Origin of the sequence: Bradyrhizobium sp. 147, from assembly GCF_023073935.1 — a bacterium.
Lineage (GTDB): Bacteria > Pseudomonadota > Alphaproteobacteria > Rhizobiales > Xanthobacteraceae > Bradyrhizobium.
In genome coordinates this window covers 1-18,490 of record NZ_JADPKL010000014.1, presented here as the reverse complement: position 1 = coordinate 18,490, position 18,490 = coordinate 1, and the positions used below count along the sequence as shown (strand labels likewise).

Below are 18,490 nucleotides of genomic sequence, written 5' to 3'. Positions count from 1 at the left end.
GAGCCAAGCAAAAGGATGTCGCGTGTCGCGGCCAGTGCCAATGATAACAAAGGACGGACGCTTCGCCTACGAAGCCGCGGGCGATCCGGTCGCGACACCTTTGATTTTCCTGCATGGCATTGGCGGCGCGGCGAGAGCCTGGCGGCACCAGCTCGCCACATTCGGCAACCGCTTCCACGCGATCGCATGGGACATGCCGGGCTATGGCGGATCGGCGCCGCTCGCCAGCGTCAGCATCGCTGCCCTGGCGGATGCACTCAAGAGATTCATCGAGCAGCTCGGCGCAAGCAGGCCCATTCTGGTCGGCCATTCGATCGGCGGCATGATCGTCCAGAAGTGGCTGGTGCAGTCGCCGAAACTGGCGCGCGCGGTCGTCCTGGCGCAGACCAGCCCGGCCTTCGGCAAGGCTGAGGGCGATTGGCAGAGATCCTTCATCGCAGCGCGGCTCGGGCCGCTCGATCGTGGGGAGACCATGATGTCGCTGGCGCCTTCGTTGGTGAAGGAGCTGGTCGGCGACGATCCCGATCCAAAGGGAATGGAGCTCGCCCGCGAATGCATGGCAAACGTGCCTGAAGCCAGTTATCGCGCCATGATGCTGGCTCTCATCGGTTTCGATCAGCGCAGCACGCTCAGGGATATTTCAGTCCCAACGCTGCTGCTCTCCGGCTCAAAGGACAACAACGCGCCGGCGCCGATGATGGCGAAGATGGCGACCTTTATTCCTGGAGCTGAATATGCCGAGCTCGCTGGCGTGGGCCATCTCGCCAATCTCGAACGCCCCGATACCTTCAACGAAGCGCTCGGCCGATTCCTGAACTCTCTCGCGACCAAAGCCTAAGGTGATTGCGCCATGACCATGCAAGTCGGCAAGAATATCGGCGCAAGCGACAAGGCCGTGCTCGATGCTCCGATCTTCGATCCTGTCGCATACCGCCTCAGTGACGAGCAGGCCGGCATCATCGCGCGCGCCCGCGAGATCGGCCAGAGCGTGTTCGCCGGCCGCGCTGCGACCTACGATCGCGAGGCGACCTTCCCGACCGAGAATTATCGCGATCTGCACCGCATCGGCCTGCTCGGCGTTGCCATCCCCAAGAAGCACGGCGGCCTCGGCGCGAACTACCAGACTTATGCCTTGGCGGCGGCCGAGATCGGCCGGTACTGCGGCGCGACCGCGCTGACCTGGAACATGCATGTGTGCTCGACGCTGTGGTCGGGCCCGCTGGCCGACGATCTCGACATGGACGCGGACACCCGCGCCGCGCACGAGCAGCGGCGCGCGGTCCATTACAAGCGCATCGTCGAGGACGGCGCGATCTACTCGCAGCCGTTCTCGGAAGGTGGTGCGGCGGCGGCGGGCGGTGTCGCTTTCGGCACGGAAGCAAGGCCGGTCGAGGGCGGCTGGATCGTCAATGGCAAGAAGATCTTTGCATCGCTCTCCGGTCATGCCGATTATTACGGCGTGCTCTGCACCGAGATCGAGGTAGGCGGGAAGGCATCGCGCCGCAATACGCTTTATCTGGCTATTCCTGCCAAATCGGAAGGCGTCTCGGTCGTTGGTGACTGGGATCCGCTTGGCATGCGTGGCACCGTCTCGCGGACGCTTCTGTTCACGGACGTGTTCGTGCCGGAGGATTCTGCGCTGATGCCGCGCGGCGTCTATTTTCAAGCCGCAATGCGCTGGCCGCACATGTTCCTGACGCTGTCGCCGACCTACATGGGCCTGGCGCAAGCCGCTTATGATTTCACCGTACGTTATCTACGCGGCGCGGTGCCGGGCATGCCGCCGGTCAAACGCCGGATGTACCCGACCAAGCAGATCGCGGTCGCTCAGATGCAGATCAAGCTAGAGCAGATCAAGGCAATCTGGTTCCAGGCCGTGACCGAAGCCCGCGCCAATCCAAGCAAGGAACAGGTGCTGCGGGCCTACGCCGCACAATATTCGGTGATGGAGGGCGCAAATGAGCTCGCCGCGCTCGCAATCCGCACCTGCGGCGGTCAGGCCATGCTGCGGTCGCTGCCGCTGGAGCGGATCTACCGCGACAGCCGCTGCGGTTCGCTGATGCTGCCCTGGACCGCCGAGCTCTGCCTCGACCGGATCGGACGCGAGGCGCTGTACGAGGCCGGCGAGACGGACGACTGACGGTGGACCTCTGTAGCCTGATCGACCGCAACGCGGCGTTCGCGCCAGACAAGACGGCCATTGCCTTCGAAGGGGAACGGCTGAGCTATGCCGCATTCGCCGCGCGCATCGAACGGACCGCAACTGCTTTGAAGCGGGAACTCGGCGTCGGCCACGGCGACCGCGTCGCGATCCTGAGCCTGAACCGGCCTGACTACCTGGTTCTGCTCTACGCTTGTGCGCGGCTCGGGGCGATGCTGGTGCCGCTGAACTGGCGGCTGGCGGTCGCCGAGCAGCTGTTCATTCTGAGCGATGCCGGCGCCAAGATCCTGGTGCTCGAGCAGGCATTTGAGGGAGTGCTTGGCGAACTTGGGCGGACTGCGCCAGGGACATCGGTCGTCGGCCTCGACTTCACGCCGCCTCGCGGCACGACATTCGAAGATCTGCTGGCTCGCAGCCCGAGCAGCGGCCGCAATCCGCACACCGATCTCTCCTGCCCGCTCCTCATCGTCTACACCTCAGGAACGACGGGACGGCCGAAGGGCGCGGTGCTGCGGCAGGAAGCGCTGTTCTGGAACGGCGTCATGAGCCAGCACATGCACAACATGACGTCGGACGACCACGTGCTGACCGTGCTGCCATTCTTCCACGTCGGCGGCCTCAATATCCAGACCACGCCGGCGCTGCAGTTGGGGGCAACCGTCACGATCCACGCCCGCTTCACGCCGGATACAGCGCTCGCAGCGATCGCACGCGAGCGGCCGACGCTGACCGTGATGGTGCCGGCGATCATCCAGGCCGTGAGCGAGCATCCCGCCTGGACGACGGCCGATCTCTCGTCGCTCAAGGCCGTCGCCACGGGCTCGACGATCGTGCCGCCGCACTTGATCGACCGTTTCGTCGCGCGGGGCGTTCCCGTGCTTCAGGTCTACGGCTCGACGGAAACCTGCCCCATCGCCATCTACACCCGCCTCGGCGGTGACCTCTCGAGGGTGGGATCAACCGGACTGGCCGGCCTGTGCTGCGAGGCAAAGGTGGTCGATCAGGCCGGAGCCGAGGTGCCGGCCGGCACACCGGGCGAAATCGCGGTGCGCGGCGCCAACGTGTTCTTCGAATATTGGGGCAATGCGGACGCCACACGTGATGCGCTGCACGACGGCTGGTATCGCACCGGAGATATTGGCCTGTGCGATGCGGACGGCTATTTCTGGGTGCGCGACCGCAAGAAGAACCTGATCATTTCCGGCGGCGAGAATGTCTATCCAGCTGAGGTCGAGCGCGTCCTGCTCGAACATCCCGATGTCAGCGAATGCGCCGTGATCGGCCGGCCGGACCCGCGCTGGGACGAAGTCCCCATCGCCTATGTCATCCGGCGATCCGGCTCGCATCTCGAAGCGGATGAGCTCAGAGCGTACATCCAGGCACAGCTCGCGCGATTCAAAGTTCCACGCGATATCGTCTTCGTCACCGACCTGCCGCGCACTGCGCTCGGCAAGGTGCAGCATTTCTTGCTGAAGCAGCTCGATTCGCAATCGCGCGCGCAGGGAGAAAGATCTTGAAGATTGCGGTTCTGGGTGGGGGAAACGGCTCGTTCGCAGCCGCGGGCGATTTTGCGCTGGCGGGGAACGAGGTCCGGCTCTGGCGCCGCGATGCGGATCAGGTCGCAGCGCATCGCGCCACCGGCTCGCGCATTCTGGTCAAGGATCATAACGGCCGCCACGACGTGGAGCTCGCGCTGGTCACGGCCGACATCGCCGAAGCCGTCAACGGCGTCGAGCTGATCCTCTGCCCCGCGCCTGCCTTCGCACAGCCGGATATTGCCCGTCAGCTCGCCCCGCATCTGCAGGACGGCCAGGTTATTTTTCTGCCGCCGGCGACATTCGGCTCGATGATATTCGCCCAAGCCGCCCGAGATGCCGGTAACCACGCCGAGGTGAGCTTTGCCGAGACTGGGACGTTGCCCTGGCTGACCCGCAAGCATGGACCATTCGAGGTCGCGATCACGATCCGTGCCAAGCGACTGCCCGTCGGCGTGTTCCCGCTCGATCAGGCCGCACATGCGCTCGAAGTCATTGGACGCGCTTTCCCCGGCGTGATCGAACCGTGCGGAGATGCGCTGTCCGGCGCGCTGATGAATGCAGGGCCTATCATCCATCCACCGTTGATCGTGATGAACGCCGGCCCCATCGAACATTTCGAGCGCTGGGACATTCACAAGGAAGGCACCCAAGCCGCGATCCGCCGGGTCACCGACGCGCTCGACGCGGAACGCATCGCGGTGCGCGAGGCGCTCGGTTACGGCGCGCCGCATTTCCCGCTGGCTCATCACTATGCGATGGAAGGCGACATTTGGATGTATGGCCGCGGCTCGCACGACCGGCTGACCGATTCCGGCGACTGGCGCGAACGGATCGTGCTGACCGAGCACCGCTACATGCGAGAGGATCTGCGGCTCGGGCTGTCGTTGCTGGTCTCCGTCGCCGCCTTGGCTAGCGTGGCCACACCGCTGGCCAAAGCGTTCCTCGCGATCGGCGGTGCGATCTGCGGCGAGGATTTTGCGCGAGAGGGCCGAACGCTCGAGACGCTGAGGCTCGGCAATCTCAACAAGGCTGAATTGCAGACGCTGCTTCGCAATGGATTCTGATCGATGACCAATCGCGTCAATATCGCCTGTCTCGGGGCTGGCCGCATGGGACGCGGCATCGCCGTCGCGTTCGCCTATGCGGGGCACAGCGTCACGATGATCGACATCAAGGCGCGCTCCGCGGACGATTTCGCCAAGCTGGAGGCGGACGCGCTCGGCGAAATCAGGAAGACCTTTGCCAGCCTGTCGAAGCTGGGGCTACTGACGGAGATGGACGTCGATCCGCTGATCGCGCGGGTCTCGGTGGTAGCGGCCGGCGACAGCGGCGCAACGCTGTCCGAGGCCGGTATGGTCTTCGAGGGCGTCCCTGAGGTCGTCGAGCTCAAGCGGGAGGTACTGGCGGCCGCCTCAAGGCAAGTCGGCCCGGACACGATCATTGCATCGACGACGTCGACGATCCTCGTCGACGATCTGTCCGGCGCGATCGTGAACCCTCGCCGCTTCCTGAACGTGCATTGGCTCAACCCGGCCTATCTGATCCCCCTGGTCGAAGTTTCGCCTGGCAAGGCCACCGACCCCGCCATCATCAACAAGGTCAAGGTGCTGCTCGAAGGCATCGGCAAGATACCGGTGGTCTGTGCGGCGACGCCCGGATTCATCGTCCCGCGCATCCAGGCGCTGGCGATGAACGAGGCCGCTCGGATGGTTGAGGAGGGTGTCGCCAGCGCGGAGGAAATCGACAAGGCGATCCGCTACGGCTTCGGCTTCCGCTACGCCGTGCTCGGCCTGCTCGAATTCATCGACTGGGGTGGCGGCGACATCCTGTACTATGCGAGCCGCTATCTCGAAGGTGCACTGGGGAGCGATCGCTATCGGGCGCCAGAGGTGATTTCGCGCAACATGAGCGAGGGCCGGATCGGCCTGCGGACGGGCGCGGGCTTCCTCGACTACTCCGGCCTCGATGTCGATGCCTATCGTGTCGAGCGACTCAGGGCCATGGTCGACCTGCTCCGCCACTTTGGCCTGGCGCGACCGCCCGTGCTCGATCGCGGCTAGCCGAAGACGTCCTGGAGCACACCTTCGCGGACGACGGCAACACCGTCGAGCTCGATCGTCGTTCCCATCATTGGCAGGTCGAAATGACCCGCCGTGTAGCGGCCCGCGAATTCATTCGCACCAGTCGAGAACAGGAAATTGCCCGACACAGCGCGAAGCTCGGTACCGTTCGTATCGCGCTGGTCGTACATCGAGAGCGCCTCGTACCGCGCGCCGGGGTTCATGCCAAAACCGACATGCGAGACCGCATAGGCTTCGCGATCACCCCAGGCGGCGAGATAGCTGCGCATCATCGCGGCATCCGTACCTTCGCCTTCCAGCTCGACGACGTAATCGTCCTTCAGCGTCATCTTCACCGGTGACGTCAGATAACGTTTGAAGGTCAGGTTGATGTCGCCGGGCGCCATCACCAGCGTGCCGTTGATGGTCCCACTCTTGGGGAAGCTGACGACGATGCCACCCGGCCAATGCGCGAGTGTGCCGGGTTTGTCGGTCCAGCCCCACACGCCGACCGTGGAGGCTCCGACCATGTCGACGTCAAGCGCCGTTCCGGCCTTTGAAGTGACCCGCATCCGCTTCGTTCCGCGCAGCATCTTCGCCGCGGCACGAACGCGCTTCTCGAGCGCGGGATCCGGCACCATCCGTTCCAGCGCCTCGGGATGCTCGTTCGAAATCACCAGAATGCGCGCGCCAGCCTTGAGAATTTCGGGTGTCTCCACCGCATGCATCAGGCCCTCGATGGTGCAATCCACCACAAAGCCGGCCTGCTGAAGCGCGCTGATCACCGGCCCCAGCTGCTGGATCGCCTCGCTCGCCCCGGTCGAGCGAACCGGAACGACATGACGGTTACGCGGTGTCGGCATTACCACGTGAAACGGCCGTGCTCCCATCCGCAGCAGCGCGAGCTCCGCCAGATGCACGTTCAACGCGCGCGACTGGGTTTCCGAGAGGATCGCCGCGGTATCGCCCGCCTTGACGGCGCATCGGTGAAAGATTTCGCAAAATGCGTCGATCCATTTTGCCTCGATGCGATCAGCCAGCATGGTCCACTCCCGGTCGTCAGGATTCTCTATTTGTCTGTTACGCTTCGGGGAAGCCCCGGAGCAGATACGATCGCACGGCGCCCAGCAGACCGTTCAGGATCAAACCCAGCAGCGAGATCGTGATCAATGGAACGAACATGTCCACGGCCTGGAAAGTTCGAGCCGCCGTCACGAGCGCATGGCCTAGTCCATCCGTTGACGTGATCATCTCGGCCAGAAACACCACGATGCAGGAAATGACAAGGCCGATCCGGCAGCCGGTCAGGATCGACGGCATCGCCGCCGGCAGCACGACCTTGAAGAGGATTTCATAGCGCGGCGTTCCTGCCGCCATTGCCGACCAGATCAGCTTCTGCTCCACGGTCGACGCGCCGTAATAGGTCGAGAGCAGAATGGGAAAGAGTGCGTCCGCGGCCACCAATGTGATCTTGGATCCGTGGCCGAAGCCGAGCAGCAACAGCAATGCCGGATAGAGCGCGACCTTGGGCAAAGGCGCCAATACGCGCACGATTGGTCGAACCACGGCATCGATCGCGGGACTGGCGGCGGCGGCGATGCCGATACTGACACCCAGCACGACGGCAATCGCGAATCCTGCAAACAGCCGGATCAGGGTCGCCGCGATCTCCTGCTGAAACGTCCACGTTACGAGTTGCTGGAGCAGCCGACTGAAGACATATCCTGGCGGCGGCAGCAGAGCCACAGGCGCAAGGCCTGTTGACACGAGGCCTTGCCACACTGCGATCACCAGTACGATGGGCGCGAGCCCGAGAGCAAGATTTGGGGAGAGAAGGCGCGACATCACGAGAAGCTCAGCGGCAGGTCGAATTGAGGCGCGGACCAGCGGACAAGGTGGGCACGAACCCTTTCGAAAATCGCGTCGAGGCAGATTCCCATTGCCCCCACGATGATGATCATCGCAAAGACGGTGTCGTATTGGCCCATGTCGAGTGCGTTGAACAGGATGTTCCCCGCGCCGGACTGACGGGCGATCATTTCGCTGGTGATCATCGTGATCAGCGCCAGCACCAATCCCGTGCGGCAGCCGGTCAGAATTTCCGGCAGGGCCGCGGGCAACACGATCCGCACCAGGCGCTGCGCCGGAGAAAGCCCCATCGCGGCGCCCGACCACAGCATCTTTTCCTCAACCGCTTTGGCACCCTCAAAACTGTGATAGATCACGGGCAGGCTGACGCCCAGGAAGATCACCAACGTCTTCGTAACGTCGCCAACGCCCAGCCACAGCATGATGATCGGCATCAAGGCCGCCTTCGGCACCGGATAGATCACCATCAGGAGCGGATTGAAGAAGGCCGCGACAGCAACGCTACGTCCCATTAACAGCCCAAGTGGAATCGAAACAAGCACGGCCACGCCAAACCCGATTGCCATGCGGCGGAGCGAGGCCAGGATATTGATCAGCGCTTCCCTGTCGCCAAGGATGTCCGGAATCGCGCGGATTGCTTCGATCGCCGTGGGAAAGCTGTCATTCTTCAGCGCGAGTGACGCGAGCTGCCACACCGCCAGCAGTCCGATGCAGGCGAGCACCGGGGCAGCGCGTTTCACTATGGCGGCCGACGACATCATGCGAGCGAGCCGGCTTGGTCGCTTTCATCGAACATGCGCTCGATGTCGACGACGTACTTCTGGTAGCGCGGATCAAGCAACAGCTCGCTGCGGCGGCGCGGCCGCGGCAGATCGATGTCGATGACCTGCCGGATGCGGCCTGGCGATTTCGACATCATCACGACCTTGTCGGACAGGAAGACGGCTTCGTCGACCGAATGGGTGACGAATAGCACCGTCTTGCGATCACGCTCCCAGATGTTCAAGAGGTCGTTCTGCAAGCGGGTCCGGGTATAGGCGTCGAGCGCGCCGAATGGTTCGTCCATCAACAGGACTTCGGGATGGTAGGCGAGCGTTCGCGCCAGCGCGACACGCTGCTTCATTCCGCCTGACAGCTCCTTGGGGTAGAAGTTCTCGTAGCCCTTGAGGCCGACCATCTCGATCAAGGTGCGGCTCTGGGCTTCGGCGTCGGTGGTGCGCACGCCTTGCTGGCGGGGGCCGTACATCACATTGCCGAGCACGGTCTTCCAGGGAAACAGCGCGAATTCCTGGAACACCGGTCCGCGATCCGGACCCGGCCCCGTGATCGCGTTTCCCTTCATCTTCGCCGCGCCGCTGGTCGGACTGACGAAGCCTCCGACTATGTAGAGCAGGGTCGACTTGCCACAACCGGATGGGCCGAGGATGGAAACAAAAGCGCGTTCCTCGATCGTCAGCGAGATGTCCGACAGCGCCACATGAGCTCTGCGCGCCGAGGTCTGAAAGACCTGCGACACGTGGTCGATCTCGATGATCGCAGGAGCCGGCTCTTGTCGCGTCACCGGTTTCACCCATTCGCTTGATCTTGAAGGCACTACCTTCATCGCGTCTCTCGCTTCGCTCGCGCGCGAACATCGCGCGACACGCCCCGCTGAATGTCCTCCATCAGCGGCAAGACCTTAGCAAGAAACTTGCCAGACTGACGCTCGTGTTCGCACGGCTGCAGTTCATCATTCGAACCAAGGCCATTCCGCCGGGCCCTCGTGCGTAACGGCTCCGCCCGGCGCCTGCCCGACAAGTCGCGCATACTTTGCGAGCGCGCCGGCGCGATGGCGCGGTGACCGCGGCTTCCAATGGCACCGACGTACCGCAAGTTCCTGCTCATCGACCAGCAAATCCATCCGTCGGTTTGTGGCATGAATCCGGATCCTGTCGCCGTCACGAACAAGCGCCAGGGGACCGCCAACAAAGGCTTCGGGAGACACGTAGCCGATACACATGCCGCGGGTCGCGCCAGAAAACCGTCCGTCGGTGATCAGGGCCACCTTCTCGCCCATGCCCTGCCCGTAGATCAGCGCGGTGACGCCGAGCATCTCGCGCATGCCGGGGCCGCCGACCGGCCCTTCATTGCGGATCACCAGCACATCGCCTGCCTTGTAGCTGCGGTCGCGAACCGCCGCGACGCAAGCCTCCTCGTCTTCAAAAACGCGTGCGACGCCCTCGAAGAACTGGCTCTTCAATCCCGCAACCTTGATCACCGCGCCGTCGGGGCAAAGATTGCCTTTCAGCACCGACACGCCGCCATCGGGCATGATCGGCGCGCGGGCCGCGTAAACGACCTCACCATCGGGCGCATTAGCCGCACCATATTCTTCGGCAAGCGTGCGGCCTGTGATGGTGATGCAGCTGCCATCGATATGCCCGCTCTGGATCAGTTCGCGGACCACCACGGCGGCGCCGCCGATGTCGTAGACGTCCTTCGCCGTATATTTGCCTCCGGGCCGCAGATTCCCGATCAGTGGTGTCCTGGCAAAGACCTCGCCGACGTCATCGATCGTGAACGCGATGCCCGCCTCGTTCGCGATCGCCGGAAGATGCAGAGCGGCATTGGTCGAACCGCCCGTCGCTGCGACGATCGCCGCACCATTCTCGAGGGACTTCCGCGTCACGATGTCGCGCGGCAGCGGACCGCCGCGGTCCAGCATCTCCATCATCAGGCGCCCGGCCCGGCGCGAGATCTGCGCTCGCTCAGCGTAGACACCGGGGATCATCGAGACGTTGGGGATGGTGAGGCCCAGCGCCTCCGACACCATACCCATGGTATTCGCAGTGAACTGGCCGGCGCACGCACCGATGGTCGGCAGGCAGGCGCGCTCGATCCGCTCGAGCGTGGCGCCGTCGATCTCGCCGGTCATAAAGCTGCCGACGGCTTCATAGGAGTCGAGCACCGTCAGGGTCCGCCCGTCCACGCGGCCCGGCAGCGAGCTGCCGCCGTAGATGAAAATGGACGGCACGTTGCAGCGAACCATGCCCATCATCACGCCGGGAAGCGTCTTGTCGCATCCACCGTATCCGATCAGGGCGTCGTAAGCCAGACCATGGACGACCGCTTCGATCGAGTCCGCGATCAACTCGCGCGAAAACAGGGAGAACTTCATCCCCTCATGATTCATGCTGATGCCGTCGGAAACCGACACGGTGGAGAACTCCCGCGGTGTGCCACCGGCCTCCTCGATTCCGGTCTTGGCCGCGGCGACCTGAAAGTCATGGGTCATGTTGCAGGGCGTCTGCTCGCCCTTCATGCTGACGACGCCGACCATCGGCTTGGCGATCGCGGCGTCGTCGAGACCCATTGCGCGCATGAATGCACGGTGTGGAGCTCGGTCGAGACCGTCTGTGGTGACCCGTGATCGCAGCTTCTTCATACGTGGATCTTCTTCATGCTGCGTTCCGGATGATCCGGGACGCCACGACCCCTGGCCTGGATAATTCGCCTGCTCGCTTATTGCAGCGGAGCGACGATCGTCGGATGCTTGAACTGTGCGACATCCAGCTTCGGCAGCATTCCCGTCTCTGCATAGATGTCCAGCATCTTCTGGATCGCGGGGAAATTCGGTGCCGCACCCGGATCGCGACCGAAATCGTTGTCCTTGAGCAGGTAAGTCTCAAGCACCGGAATAGGCGCCTTCAGAACTTCATTGACCACCTTGAGGGTCTCTTCGCGGTTTGCCAACGCTTTCTTCATGCCCGACGTGATGTCGCGGACATAGGTCTTGACCAGTTCGGGGTTCTTATCGACGAAATCGGCACGGCAGGCTTCCAGGATATGCACGATGTTTGGCATGGCCTGCGACAACGAGAACAATTTCCTTGTGCCGCCCTTCGCCTCCGCACGCGCGGCAAAGGGCTGGTTCATGTTGACCGCATCGACACGGCCCTGCCGGAGCGCGTCTTCAGAGACGGCAAAGCCAACCTCGACCAGCTTGATGTCCTTGGCAGGATCGACACCATTCTGCTTCAGGAGCAGGTTGAATGGCCCCTGCGTGCCGCCGCCGATCACAGAAATTCCGACCGTCTTGCCCTTGAGATCGGCAATGGTCTTGATCGGCGAGTCATCCATGACAGCCCAATAGACCGAAAAGCCGCCGGGCTTCTCGAAGACGTGCTGTGCCACGATGTAGGCTTTGAGGTTGCCTCCGACCACGCCATTGGAGAGCGAGAGTGGCGCCTGCGTCGCGCAATCCAGCGCCCCGGCTGCGAGTGCCTGCGTCATTGGGGCGGTGCCCTGAAATTGAGTCCATTCGATGTTGTAGGTCTTGCCGATGTTGGGAAACTCGGCCGGGCGCCGCATCATCCAATACTTGGATTCTTCGGCAGGGATGGTCCAGCCGACGCGGATTGTCTGCTGCGCCTGCGACGGGGCTGCGTCCGCGATCAGGGCCGCAACCGCGCTCATTGCCAGGATCCACCTCGAAACGGTTCGCATCATCCCACTCCGCTGCTCCGGCGCCGACGGGCGCCACCGAACCCGACCTGTCCAAATGTTTCATGGTTCAAACAATCAGGCAAGCCATGCATGCCGACCGGTGTCACCGAACGATACGCCATGTAAGGTAAGTCGGCGGTCGCACGGCGTTGCGCTGCGGCAGAGGAGGCAACCTATGGCTGATGCGAGCAGAACAAACCCGCAAGATGTCGAGAGGCTCGGTTATATCGGCCTTGGGCTCATGGGGGCACCCATGACCAGGCGCCTGCTCAAGGCTGGCCATCAGGTCACCATCTGGAACCGTTCGCAGGACAAGACGACTCCGCTGGTCGAGGCCGGCGCAGTTCGCGCAGCCACGCCCCGCGACGTGATGGCGAAATCGGACATCGTTTTCATGTGCGTGACAGACGCCGCCGCCGTTCAAGAGGTGATCTTCGGGCGCGAAGGTCTTTCATCGGCGCCCGGCGCCGGCAAGCTCGTGGTCGACTTCTCGTCGATCCATCCTGACGCCGCACGCGATCTTGCAGCGCGTCTGAAAGACGCGAACGATACCGGTTGGATCGATGCGCCTGTGTCCGGGGGTACGAAGGGCGCTGAGGAGGGCACCCTTGCGATCATGGCTGGCGGAGAAGCGCGCGACATCGAGAGGGTGCGGCCCTATGTGCTCGCCATGGCGCGCAGGTTCACCCACATGGGCTCGATCGGCGCCGGCCAGACCACGAAGCTGTGCAATCAGGTGATCGTCGGATGCGCGATGGCCGTGCTCGCGGAGGCAACGCGCCTTGCCGTGAACGCCGGAATTGACGCCAACCGATTGCCCGAACCGCTCGCCGGCGGCTTTGCGGATTCCATCCCACTCCAGCTCTTCGTGCCGCGAATGGTTCAGGGCATTCACACCCCACCGCTCGGTCACATCGCAACGATGCTCAAGGACCTCGATACGGTCGCGGACGTCGCACAGGCGACGTCGACGCCGGTGCCGATGGCCTCGCTTGCAGGGCAACTTTTCAGGTTGGCGAAGGCGGCGCGCGGCGCGCAAGCGGATGCGCTTGAGATCTACAAGCTTTCAGGGCAGAGCCTTGCATCGTTGAACGCGACCTAAGTACGCTACGGCGCTTTCTTGCGCTCATCGTCGGACCGGAACCGACCAAATGTCCCACGCGCGAAGAGCAGCGGCTCTTTCGCGTTGTAAGTATAGGCCTCGACCGCGCCGAGAAAGATCACATGGTCGCCGCCATAGTAACGATTCACCGAGCGGCATTGAAAATTGGCAACGCTCTCAGCGAGCACGGGCGCATTGCCGAGGCCCGGCGACCAAACCACGCCAGTGAACTTGTCGTCCGACGACTTGGCGAATTTGTTCGCGAGCGCCTGTTGCGAAGCGCCAAGCACGTTGACCGTAAAATGACTGGCGTTTTGGAATACGGTCAGACTCGAGGAATAAACGACGAGGCTCCACAGAACCAGCGGCGGATTCAGCGAGACCGAGGCGAACGAATTGCAGGTCAGGCCATAGGGCTTCCCATCAGCGGCCGCGGCCGTGATGATCGTCACACCCGTCGCGTAGGTGCCGAGCGCGTTGCGAAAATCGCGGGGGTCGATTGGCGAGTTGTCGCTCGCGAATTCGTTGGCTGGATCGGAAGCGGCCGGCTTCTTCGGCAGATCATTCATCGGCCGGCCTCACAGCGTGAGATTCTCGGACGGCAGGCCCAGCGCCACGCGTCCGTAATTGGTCCCGGCCGCGTCGAAGTTGAACGCCAGATGCGAGTTGATCGCGTGCGCATCGCGGAACTGCCGCTGCAGCACGCCCGTCGTGAACAGGCCGCGCGCTCCGCTCGCGGCAAACAGCATGGAGACCGCCTCGGTGCACAGATTCACCGAAAAGGCTCCATCGCGCCGATATCTGGTCTTGGTCGCCATATCTGGAATACGACCGCACCGAGCGTCCTCCATCGCATTAAGGCAGGCCGAGCGCATGATCAGGCGTCCAGCGTCGATCTTGGCCGAGGCCTCAGCGATCTTGATTTGCGTGCTTTGAAAGTCGCTCAGCTTGGCGCGGTTGTAAGTCGAAATGCGATGACGCGCGACCTCGGCGTAATCGTCGAGGCAGGCCTGCGCGTTTCCAAGCGCAACACCGGACAGGACGTAAGGAAAAAGCGAGAAGACAGGGAGCGCATACAGCGGATTCGGATTGACCTTGCTGCCCGGCGTTGGGCCTCCGGCGAGTTCGCCGACGGCGACCGTCATATGGTCAGCCACGAAGGCGTCCTTGACCTCCACGTCGCATGATCCCGTCCCGCGTAATCCCGCGACATTCCAGGTATCGAGGACTTTGTAGTCGCCTTTGGGCAGCAAGAAGATTCGATACGCGATGCCGTCGGCCTCGTCATCGGAGTAAACGACGCTTGCAAGCATATTCCATTCGCAGGAGGCAACGCCGGAGGAGAACGGCCAGCTACCATGCAGCCGATATCCACCCGCGACCCTGGTGGCGCGGCCGGCCGGAAAAATGAAGGAGGACGCAATCAACACGTCCGGATCGCGGTCCCAGACCAGATCCTGAGCCTTCTGCTCGAACATGCCGAGCATCCAATGATGACTCGCCAGGTTGGCGAGGTTCCAAGCCACGGAGGCATCCGCCGATCCGAGCAGTTCGGCGCAGTCGACCAGGGCGACGTAATCAAGCTCGGCGCCGCCAATCCGCCTCGGCTGCAGCATCCGGAACAGACCGGCATCGTGGAGATCCCTTTCAGTCTCCGGCGGAAGACGCCGCAGCTCCTCTGTCCGCGCCGCCCGCTCTCGCAACCGAGGTAGGAGCGCCCGGGCCTTCGCGATCATTGCCGCATAGGCGCGCTCACCGGCTTCCAGCCCGGCGGGCTCGCTCATGCTCGGCTCTCGACCAGGCGCCATGCCGTATCCCTCCTCACATATTTATGCGGCTGGGCCTTCACCAAATCAAGGGAGGGCTAGCAGGTGCGGTCGCGGGGCACCTCGGCCGGACAATGAAGCAGGATCGCTTGCGCGAGCATTGCAAGGCGGTGATCCGCGGGCATCGCCATACTTCCCCCGTGGCGATCAACTGCCTAGCTCAATCGGTCGAAGGCTTGACTGATCCAAAGGCGCCCTTTTTGGCGAACTCCGCGATGCGACGTTCGTCGTAGCCGAGCGTATCGTGCAAGACTTGTCTCGTATGCTCGCCCAGCAGCGGAGCAGCCACGGGATCAATGGCCGCAGTCAGGCTCATCGTGATCGGGGGCTCGATGTTGGGGACCCATTCTGCTGTACGATGCGGAATCCGGCTCAAGCGGTGGCGCTCGCGCGCCTCCGGCGCATTGAACCCCTCCTCAACCGTTCGAAGATAGCCGACCGGGATATTTGCCAGCTTCATCTTTGCCATCCAGTTCTCGAGGGTATCGCTTGCAAAGACCTCCGCAATAGCTGCCCGCAGGAGCTCCTTGTTCTCGGAGCGGGCCTTCCGCGTTGCAAATCGCGGATCGGTGATCAGATCGGGCCGGTTGAGCACCTCGACCACGAGCCGGCGATAGAGCCGGTCGTTGGCACAAGCCATGTAGAGCGGCCCATCGGAGGCCTCGTAGACGCCGACGGTGGGAGAGCCGCTCGGCGAATTGCCAAACCGGCCAGGATTCTCGCCGTTGATCAGATAGGCCATGCCGTAGAAACCCGTCATCCCCATCGCGACATCGAACAGCGCCACCTCGACATGCTGCCCGCGGCCGAGCCGGTCCCGCGCCAGTAATGCCAGCAGGATTGCGTTGCAGGCAGACATTCCCGTTGCCATATCCACGATCGGCGGGCCGGTACGAACCGCCGGCCCGTCGGCAAACCCGTTGAGCGACATGAAGCCGCTCTCCGCCTGCGTGATGGGATCGAAGCCCGGGCGCGAAGCGAACGGTCCGGTGCGTCCGTAGGCGGAGATCGAGCAATAGACCAGCCGCGGATTGAGCGAAGCGACAGCTTCGTAATCGAGGCCGAACCTCTTCATGACCCCGCTGGAAAAATTCTCGACGACGACGTCCGCTTTGCGGATCAGGTCGAGCGCGATTTCGCGGGCCTCTGGCACGGCAAGATCGAGCACGATGCCACGCTTGTTGCGGTTCAGGCTAAGATAGGCGGCACTCTCTCCGCCGATTTCGGCGTGTTCGTAGGCACGTGTGTCGTCGCCGCCGTCGGGATTCTCGATCTTGATGACTTGCGCGCCGAAATCAGCAAGCGTCTGTGTGCAGGCCGGGCCGGCAACGACACGCGTAAAATCGACAATCAGCAGACCATTGAGCGCAGTTGGCCCTTCCGTCGTCCGCGACGAACGTTCCGGCAATTGAGGCTTGGTAGGCATTGATGGCGCTCCTTTACATCGGCTTATGGCCGCCGAATTTCCTGCAAGACCGAATTTAAAGCCCGACGCCACCGACTTCGCAAGTGCTTCACCCGGATCACCTGAAACGCAAAAGGGCCCGGCAGCCATCCGGCTGCCGGACCTCTTGACACCCTGCGCATTTGGGCTGCGCCACATCTCGCCAGCGAGGTTGGTAGTCGCGTTCCGCATCACGGGAAGCTCAGCGCCACCACTTTCGCCAGCAAAGCGTATGAGACCAGACCCAGCGCACCTCGGGCTGATAGAGGCCGACAGCCCGTCTCGATGAAGTATTGGCGGACACGGGATCGTCCATCGTATCCCAAACGACGCTGTCCCAGCCGATACGGCGCCCCCTTGCCTCGATGGCCCCCATCAACCTGATTTGGAGCCCGCGCCTCAATGCCGCCGCAAGACCCCGAACGTTGAAAAGTAGCCGCAATGTCGCACGTGCGTGGACGATACAACATCGGCAAAAGGCGACTGCGTCATCGCCAGATAGACCAGGCACCAGGTTCCAATGTCGAACCGGGGCATCGCCGCGGCGTCGAAAAACGTCAGCTGGTGCAGATCGGCGAAGCTGCCGGCAACGTCATCATCAGACGCTTCGGCCACACAAATTCTGTACATGGCATACCCATCGGTGAGAAGTGACCTTGATCCGTCGTGCGGCGATGTCGCCGCAGTGGAAGCCTCACTTGCTCAGCACGACCTTGACGCCGACCCAGATGGCCCCCATCAGACCGGTGGCGATCACCGTGATTACGACCTTGAATGCATAGCTCTGCGCCTGCTCCACGCTCTTCCGCCATCGCCGCAGATGCTGGAAGTCCGCCCTGAGCTCTTTCCGATCGTCATCCTCAATTCCAAAGAGGCCAGCACCGACGCCATTGCTTTCAATACGATCGCATCGATGCTCTCCTGCCGCAGTCTGTGTTGCGCGGCCAGCGTCTCGGCAACGATGGCCTTGATTTCGTCGTCCGGCATCTTCACCGCCTGATGATCCTTGCAACGTTCTCGAAGCCGCGCTTGGCGAAGTAGAATGTGGCGACGAGATTGGCTGTGACAGCTGCAAATCCTGCGAGAGCGTCCGTAGAGTCAAGACCAAGCACTTTTACCCAACGTTCAAACGAACTTGCGGGTCTGGCAAAAGTTAGCCGATCAGGAGAATCGGCCATGACACCCAAGGCGACGTCCGAAGAGAGATCGCGAAACCTGCCGGCAGCCAAGCCGCGCAGCGACAACAAGCCGCGGAGCGCTGATAGGCTGCGCATCGACAAGGCGCGAGAGACGCAACAAGTGATCATTGAAGACGCCAGCGAGACCGAGGACAGGGACCCCGACCTCGTGCACGGCGATGGCGGCACCATCGACCTTCCCACTAAACCCGGCGATTTGTCGAAGGACGATTAGGCGGAACCTACCTGACGCGAGGCGCGTTTACTCTCGTTGGAAGGAACGTTCGTCGATGAGTCACACTGTCCTGGTTGTTGACGACGACCCCGCCGTCCTCGAGGTGATCGTCGGCATGCTGGAAGATCTCGGCTGCCAGGTGGTCAGCGCCCAAAACGGTCGGGATGCGCTCGATCAGCTCAAGGAGAACCAGGACATCTCCGTCCTGATCACGGACATCAATATGCCGGGCATGGATGGTCATGAACTGGCCGAGCTGGCCAAGCGAATCCGCCCCGAGTTGAAGATGCTTCAACTATCCGGTCGCGAACCCCGGCGCGGCGGCCTGCCGATGATCAGGAAACCGTTCTCGTTCGAGGAACTCGCTGACGTCATCCAGCGAACCACCGGCATTTGCTGACGTCACGCCCAAAAGAAAGGCCCGCAGCGGAATGCTCCGTGCGGGCTGAACCAAACTCTTTGGACGATGCCATTCTGCCAGTGTTTTGCCCGACGAGGCTGGGCAAGAACTCGGGCATTTTCGTTGGTCGGTGTACGCTTTGTTCATGACGAATCGCACATTCAAGACCGGCGAGAGCCGCGACCAGGCCAG

At 62.7% G+C, this 18,490-nt stretch carries 18 protein-coding genes and 1 pseudogene; 8 read left to right on the top strand and 11 right to left on the bottom strand.

Features of this window, described 5'->3' with window-relative positions:
- Positions 1–40: 40 nt before the first annotated feature.
- From IVA87_RS03810 to IVA87_RS03790, 5 genes are read left to right on the top strand one after another with little or no spacing between them, the layout of a single operon-like run.
- On the top strand, positions 41–838 hold the full coding sequence (locus tag IVA87_RS03810; RefSeq protein ID WP_247332769.1) for an alpha/beta fold hydrolase: 798 nt from the start codon (positions 41–43) through the stop codon (positions 836–838).
- Positions 839–850: 12 nt separating this feature from the next.
- Positions 851–2,140, top strand: a complete 1,290-nt coding sequence (locus tag IVA87_RS03805) for an acyl-CoA dehydrogenase family protein (protein ID WP_247332766.1) — start codon at positions 851–853, stop codon at positions 2,138–2,140.
- Between the two features lie 2 nt (positions 2,141–2,142).
- Positions 2,143–3,678 (top strand): long-chain-fatty-acid--CoA ligase, encoded by a 1,536-nt coding sequence (locus IVA87_RS03800; protein WP_247332764.1) that lies wholly within the window; start codon positions 2,143–2,145, stop codon positions 3,676–3,678.
- Positions 3,675–4,763 (top strand): NAD/NADP-dependent octopine/nopaline dehydrogenase family protein, encoded by a 1,089-nt coding sequence (locus IVA87_RS03795; RefSeq protein WP_247332761.1) that lies wholly within the window; start codon positions 3,675–3,677, stop codon positions 4,761–4,763. Before IVA87_RS03800 ends, IVA87_RS03795 begins: the two co-directional genes overlap by 4 nt.
- A 3-nt stretch (positions 4,764–4,766) precedes the next feature.
- Entirely contained in the window at positions 4,767–5,759 is a 993-nt protein-coding gene (locus tag IVA87_RS03790; protein WP_247332759.1) for a 3-hydroxybutyryl-CoA dehydrogenase, read from the top strand.
- Here the strand turns inward: IVA87_RS03790 and IVA87_RS03785 are convergent.
- The 6 genes from IVA87_RS03785 to IVA87_RS03760 form a co-directional block, all read right to left on the bottom strand.
- A complete protein-coding gene (locus IVA87_RS03785; protein ID WP_247332758.1) occupies positions 5,756–6,802 on the bottom strand; it encodes a peptidase M29 in 1,047 nt (348 codons plus the stop codon). The genes IVA87_RS03790 and IVA87_RS03785 overlap by 4 nt on opposite strands.
- 37 nt (positions 6,803–6,839) lie before the next feature.
- Entirely contained in the window at positions 6,840–7,607 is a 768-nt protein-coding gene (locus IVA87_RS03780; RefSeq protein WP_247332757.1) for an ABC transporter permease subunit, read from the bottom strand.
- A complete protein-coding gene (locus IVA87_RS03775; RefSeq protein ID WP_247332756.1) occupies positions 7,604–8,389 on the bottom strand; it encodes an ABC transporter permease in 786 nt (261 codons plus the stop codon). Before IVA87_RS03775 ends, IVA87_RS03780 begins: the two co-directional genes overlap by 4 nt.
- On the bottom strand, positions 8,386–9,231 hold the full coding sequence (locus tag IVA87_RS03770) for an ABC transporter ATP-binding protein (protein WP_247332755.1): 846 nt from the start codon (positions 9,229–9,231) through the stop codon (positions 8,386–8,388). Before IVA87_RS03770 ends, IVA87_RS03775 begins: the two co-directional genes overlap by 4 nt.
- A gap of 126 nt (positions 9,232–9,357) precedes the next feature.
- Entirely contained in the window at positions 9,358–11,052 is a 1,695-nt protein-coding gene (ilvD, locus tag IVA87_RS03765; RefSeq protein ID WP_247332754.1) for a dihydroxy-acid dehydratase, read from the bottom strand.
- A 77-nt stretch (positions 11,053–11,129) separates the two neighbouring features.
- Complete coding sequence (locus tag IVA87_RS03760; RefSeq protein WP_247332800.1) at positions 11,130–12,113, bottom strand: ABC transporter substrate-binding protein; 984 nt, start codon at positions 12,111–12,113, stop codon at positions 11,130–11,132.
- Between IVA87_RS03760 and IVA87_RS03755 the strand changes: the two genes are divergently transcribed.
- Positions 12,007–13,215, top strand: a complete 1,209-nt coding sequence (locus tag IVA87_RS03755; RefSeq protein ID WP_346658336.1) for an NAD(P)-dependent oxidoreductase — start codon at positions 12,007–12,009, stop codon at positions 13,213–13,215. The genes IVA87_RS03760 and IVA87_RS03755 overlap by 107 nt on opposite strands.
- Positions 13,216–13,220: 5 nt before the next feature.
- Here the strand turns inward: IVA87_RS03755 and IVA87_RS03750 are convergent, their stop codons facing one another.
- The 5 genes and pseudogenes from IVA87_RS03750 to IVA87_RS03730 all read right to left on the bottom strand — a co-directional run bounded on the left by IVA87_RS03750 (position 13,221) and on the right by IVA87_RS03730 (position 17,478).
- Complete coding sequence (locus IVA87_RS03750; protein WP_247332752.1) at positions 13,221–13,784, bottom strand: flavin reductase family protein; 564 nt, start codon at positions 13,782–13,784, stop codon at positions 13,221–13,223.
- A gap of 9 nt (positions 13,785–13,793) precedes the next feature.
- Positions 13,794–15,023: an acyl-CoA dehydrogenase family protein gene (locus IVA87_RS03745; protein ID WP_346015552.1), complete on the bottom strand. Its 1,230-nt coding sequence runs from the start codon at positions 15,021–15,023 to the stop codon at positions 13,794–13,796.
- 178 nt (positions 15,024–15,201) lie between these two features.
- A complete protein-coding gene (locus IVA87_RS03740) occupies positions 15,202–16,467 on the bottom strand; it encodes a CoA transferase (protein ID WP_247332749.1) in 1,266 nt (421 codons plus the stop codon).
- A gap of 417 nt (positions 16,468–16,884) precedes the next feature.
- Positions 16,885–17,100 carry a hypothetical protein gene (locus tag IVA87_RS35265; protein ID WP_346015895.1) on the bottom strand — a complete coding sequence of 72 codons (216 nt, stop codon included), beginning with the start codon at positions 17,098–17,100 and terminating at the stop codon, positions 16,885–16,887.
- A 79-nt stretch (positions 17,101–17,179) separates the two neighbouring features.
- Positions 17,180–17,478 (bottom strand): annotated as a pseudogene (locus tag IVA87_RS03730) (hypothetical protein).
- Positions 17,479–17,661: 183 nt separating this feature from the next.
- On the opposite strand from IVA87_RS03730, the gene IVA87_RS03725 reads away from it, so the two are divergent.
- Together IVA87_RS03725 and IVA87_RS03720 are read left to right on the top strand one after the other, a co-directional pair.
- Positions 17,662–17,898, top strand: a complete 237-nt coding sequence (locus IVA87_RS03725; protein ID WP_247332748.1) for a hypothetical protein — start codon at positions 17,662–17,664, stop codon at positions 17,896–17,898.
- Between the two features lie 55 nt (positions 17,899–17,953).
- Entirely contained in the window at positions 17,954–18,298 is a 345-nt protein-coding gene (locus IVA87_RS03720) for a response regulator (protein WP_247468841.1), read from the top strand.
- Positions 18,299–18,490: the final 192 nt, after the last annotated feature.

Bases quoted from the DNA above. Each gene is read 5' to 3' on its own strand.
- IVA87_RS03810 (WP_247332769.1), top strand. From the start codon at position 41: ATGATAACAAAGGACGGACGCTTCGCCTACGAAGCCGCGGGCGATCCG.
- IVA87_RS03755 (WP_346658336.1), top strand. From the start codon at position 12,007: ATGGTCCAGCCGACGCGGATTGTCTGCTGCGCCTGCGACGGGGCTGCG.
- ilvD (WP_247332754.1), bottom strand. From the start codon at position 11,052: ATGAAGAAGCTGCGATCACGGGTCACCACAGACGGTCTCGACCGAGCT.
- IVA87_RS03760 (WP_247332800.1), bottom strand. From the start codon at position 12,113: ATGCGAACCGTTTCGAGGTGGATCCTGGCAATGAGCGCGGTTGCGGCC.
- IVA87_RS03745 (WP_346015552.1), bottom strand. From the start codon at position 15,023: ATGGCGCCTGGTCGAGAGCCGAGCATGAGCGAGCCCGCCGGGCTGGAA.
- IVA87_RS03805 (WP_247332766.1), top strand. From the start codon at position 851: ATGACCATGCAAGTCGGCAAGAATATCGGCGCAAGCGACAAGGCCGTG.
- IVA87_RS03775 (WP_247332756.1), bottom strand. From the start codon at position 8,389: ATGATGTCGTCGGCCGCCATAGTGAAACGCGCTGCCCCGGTGCTCGCC.
- IVA87_RS03720 (WP_247468841.1), top strand. From the start codon at position 17,954: ATGAGTCACACTGTCCTGGTTGTTGACGACGACCCCGCCGTCCTCGAG.
- IVA87_RS03770 (WP_247332755.1), bottom strand. From the start codon at position 9,231: ATGAAGGTAGTGCCTTCAAGATCAAGCGAATGGGTGAAACCGGTGACG.
- IVA87_RS03740 (WP_247332749.1), bottom strand. From the start codon at position 16,467: ATGCCTACCAAGCCTCAATTGCCGGAACGTTCGTCGCGGACGACGGAA.
- IVA87_RS03790 (WP_247332759.1), top strand. From the start codon at position 4,767: ATGACCAATCGCGTCAATATCGCCTGTCTCGGGGCTGGCCGCATGGGA.
- IVA87_RS03750 (WP_247332752.1), bottom strand. From the start codon at position 13,784: ATGAATGATCTGCCGAAGAAGCCGGCCGCTTCCGATCCAGCCAACGAA.
- IVA87_RS03725 (WP_247332748.1), top strand. From the start codon at position 17,662: ATGACACCCAAGGCGACGTCCGAAGAGAGATCGCGAAACCTGCCGGCA.
- IVA87_RS03785 (WP_247332758.1), bottom strand. From the start codon at position 6,802: ATGCTGGCTGATCGCATCGAGGCAAAATGGATCGACGCATTTTGCGAA.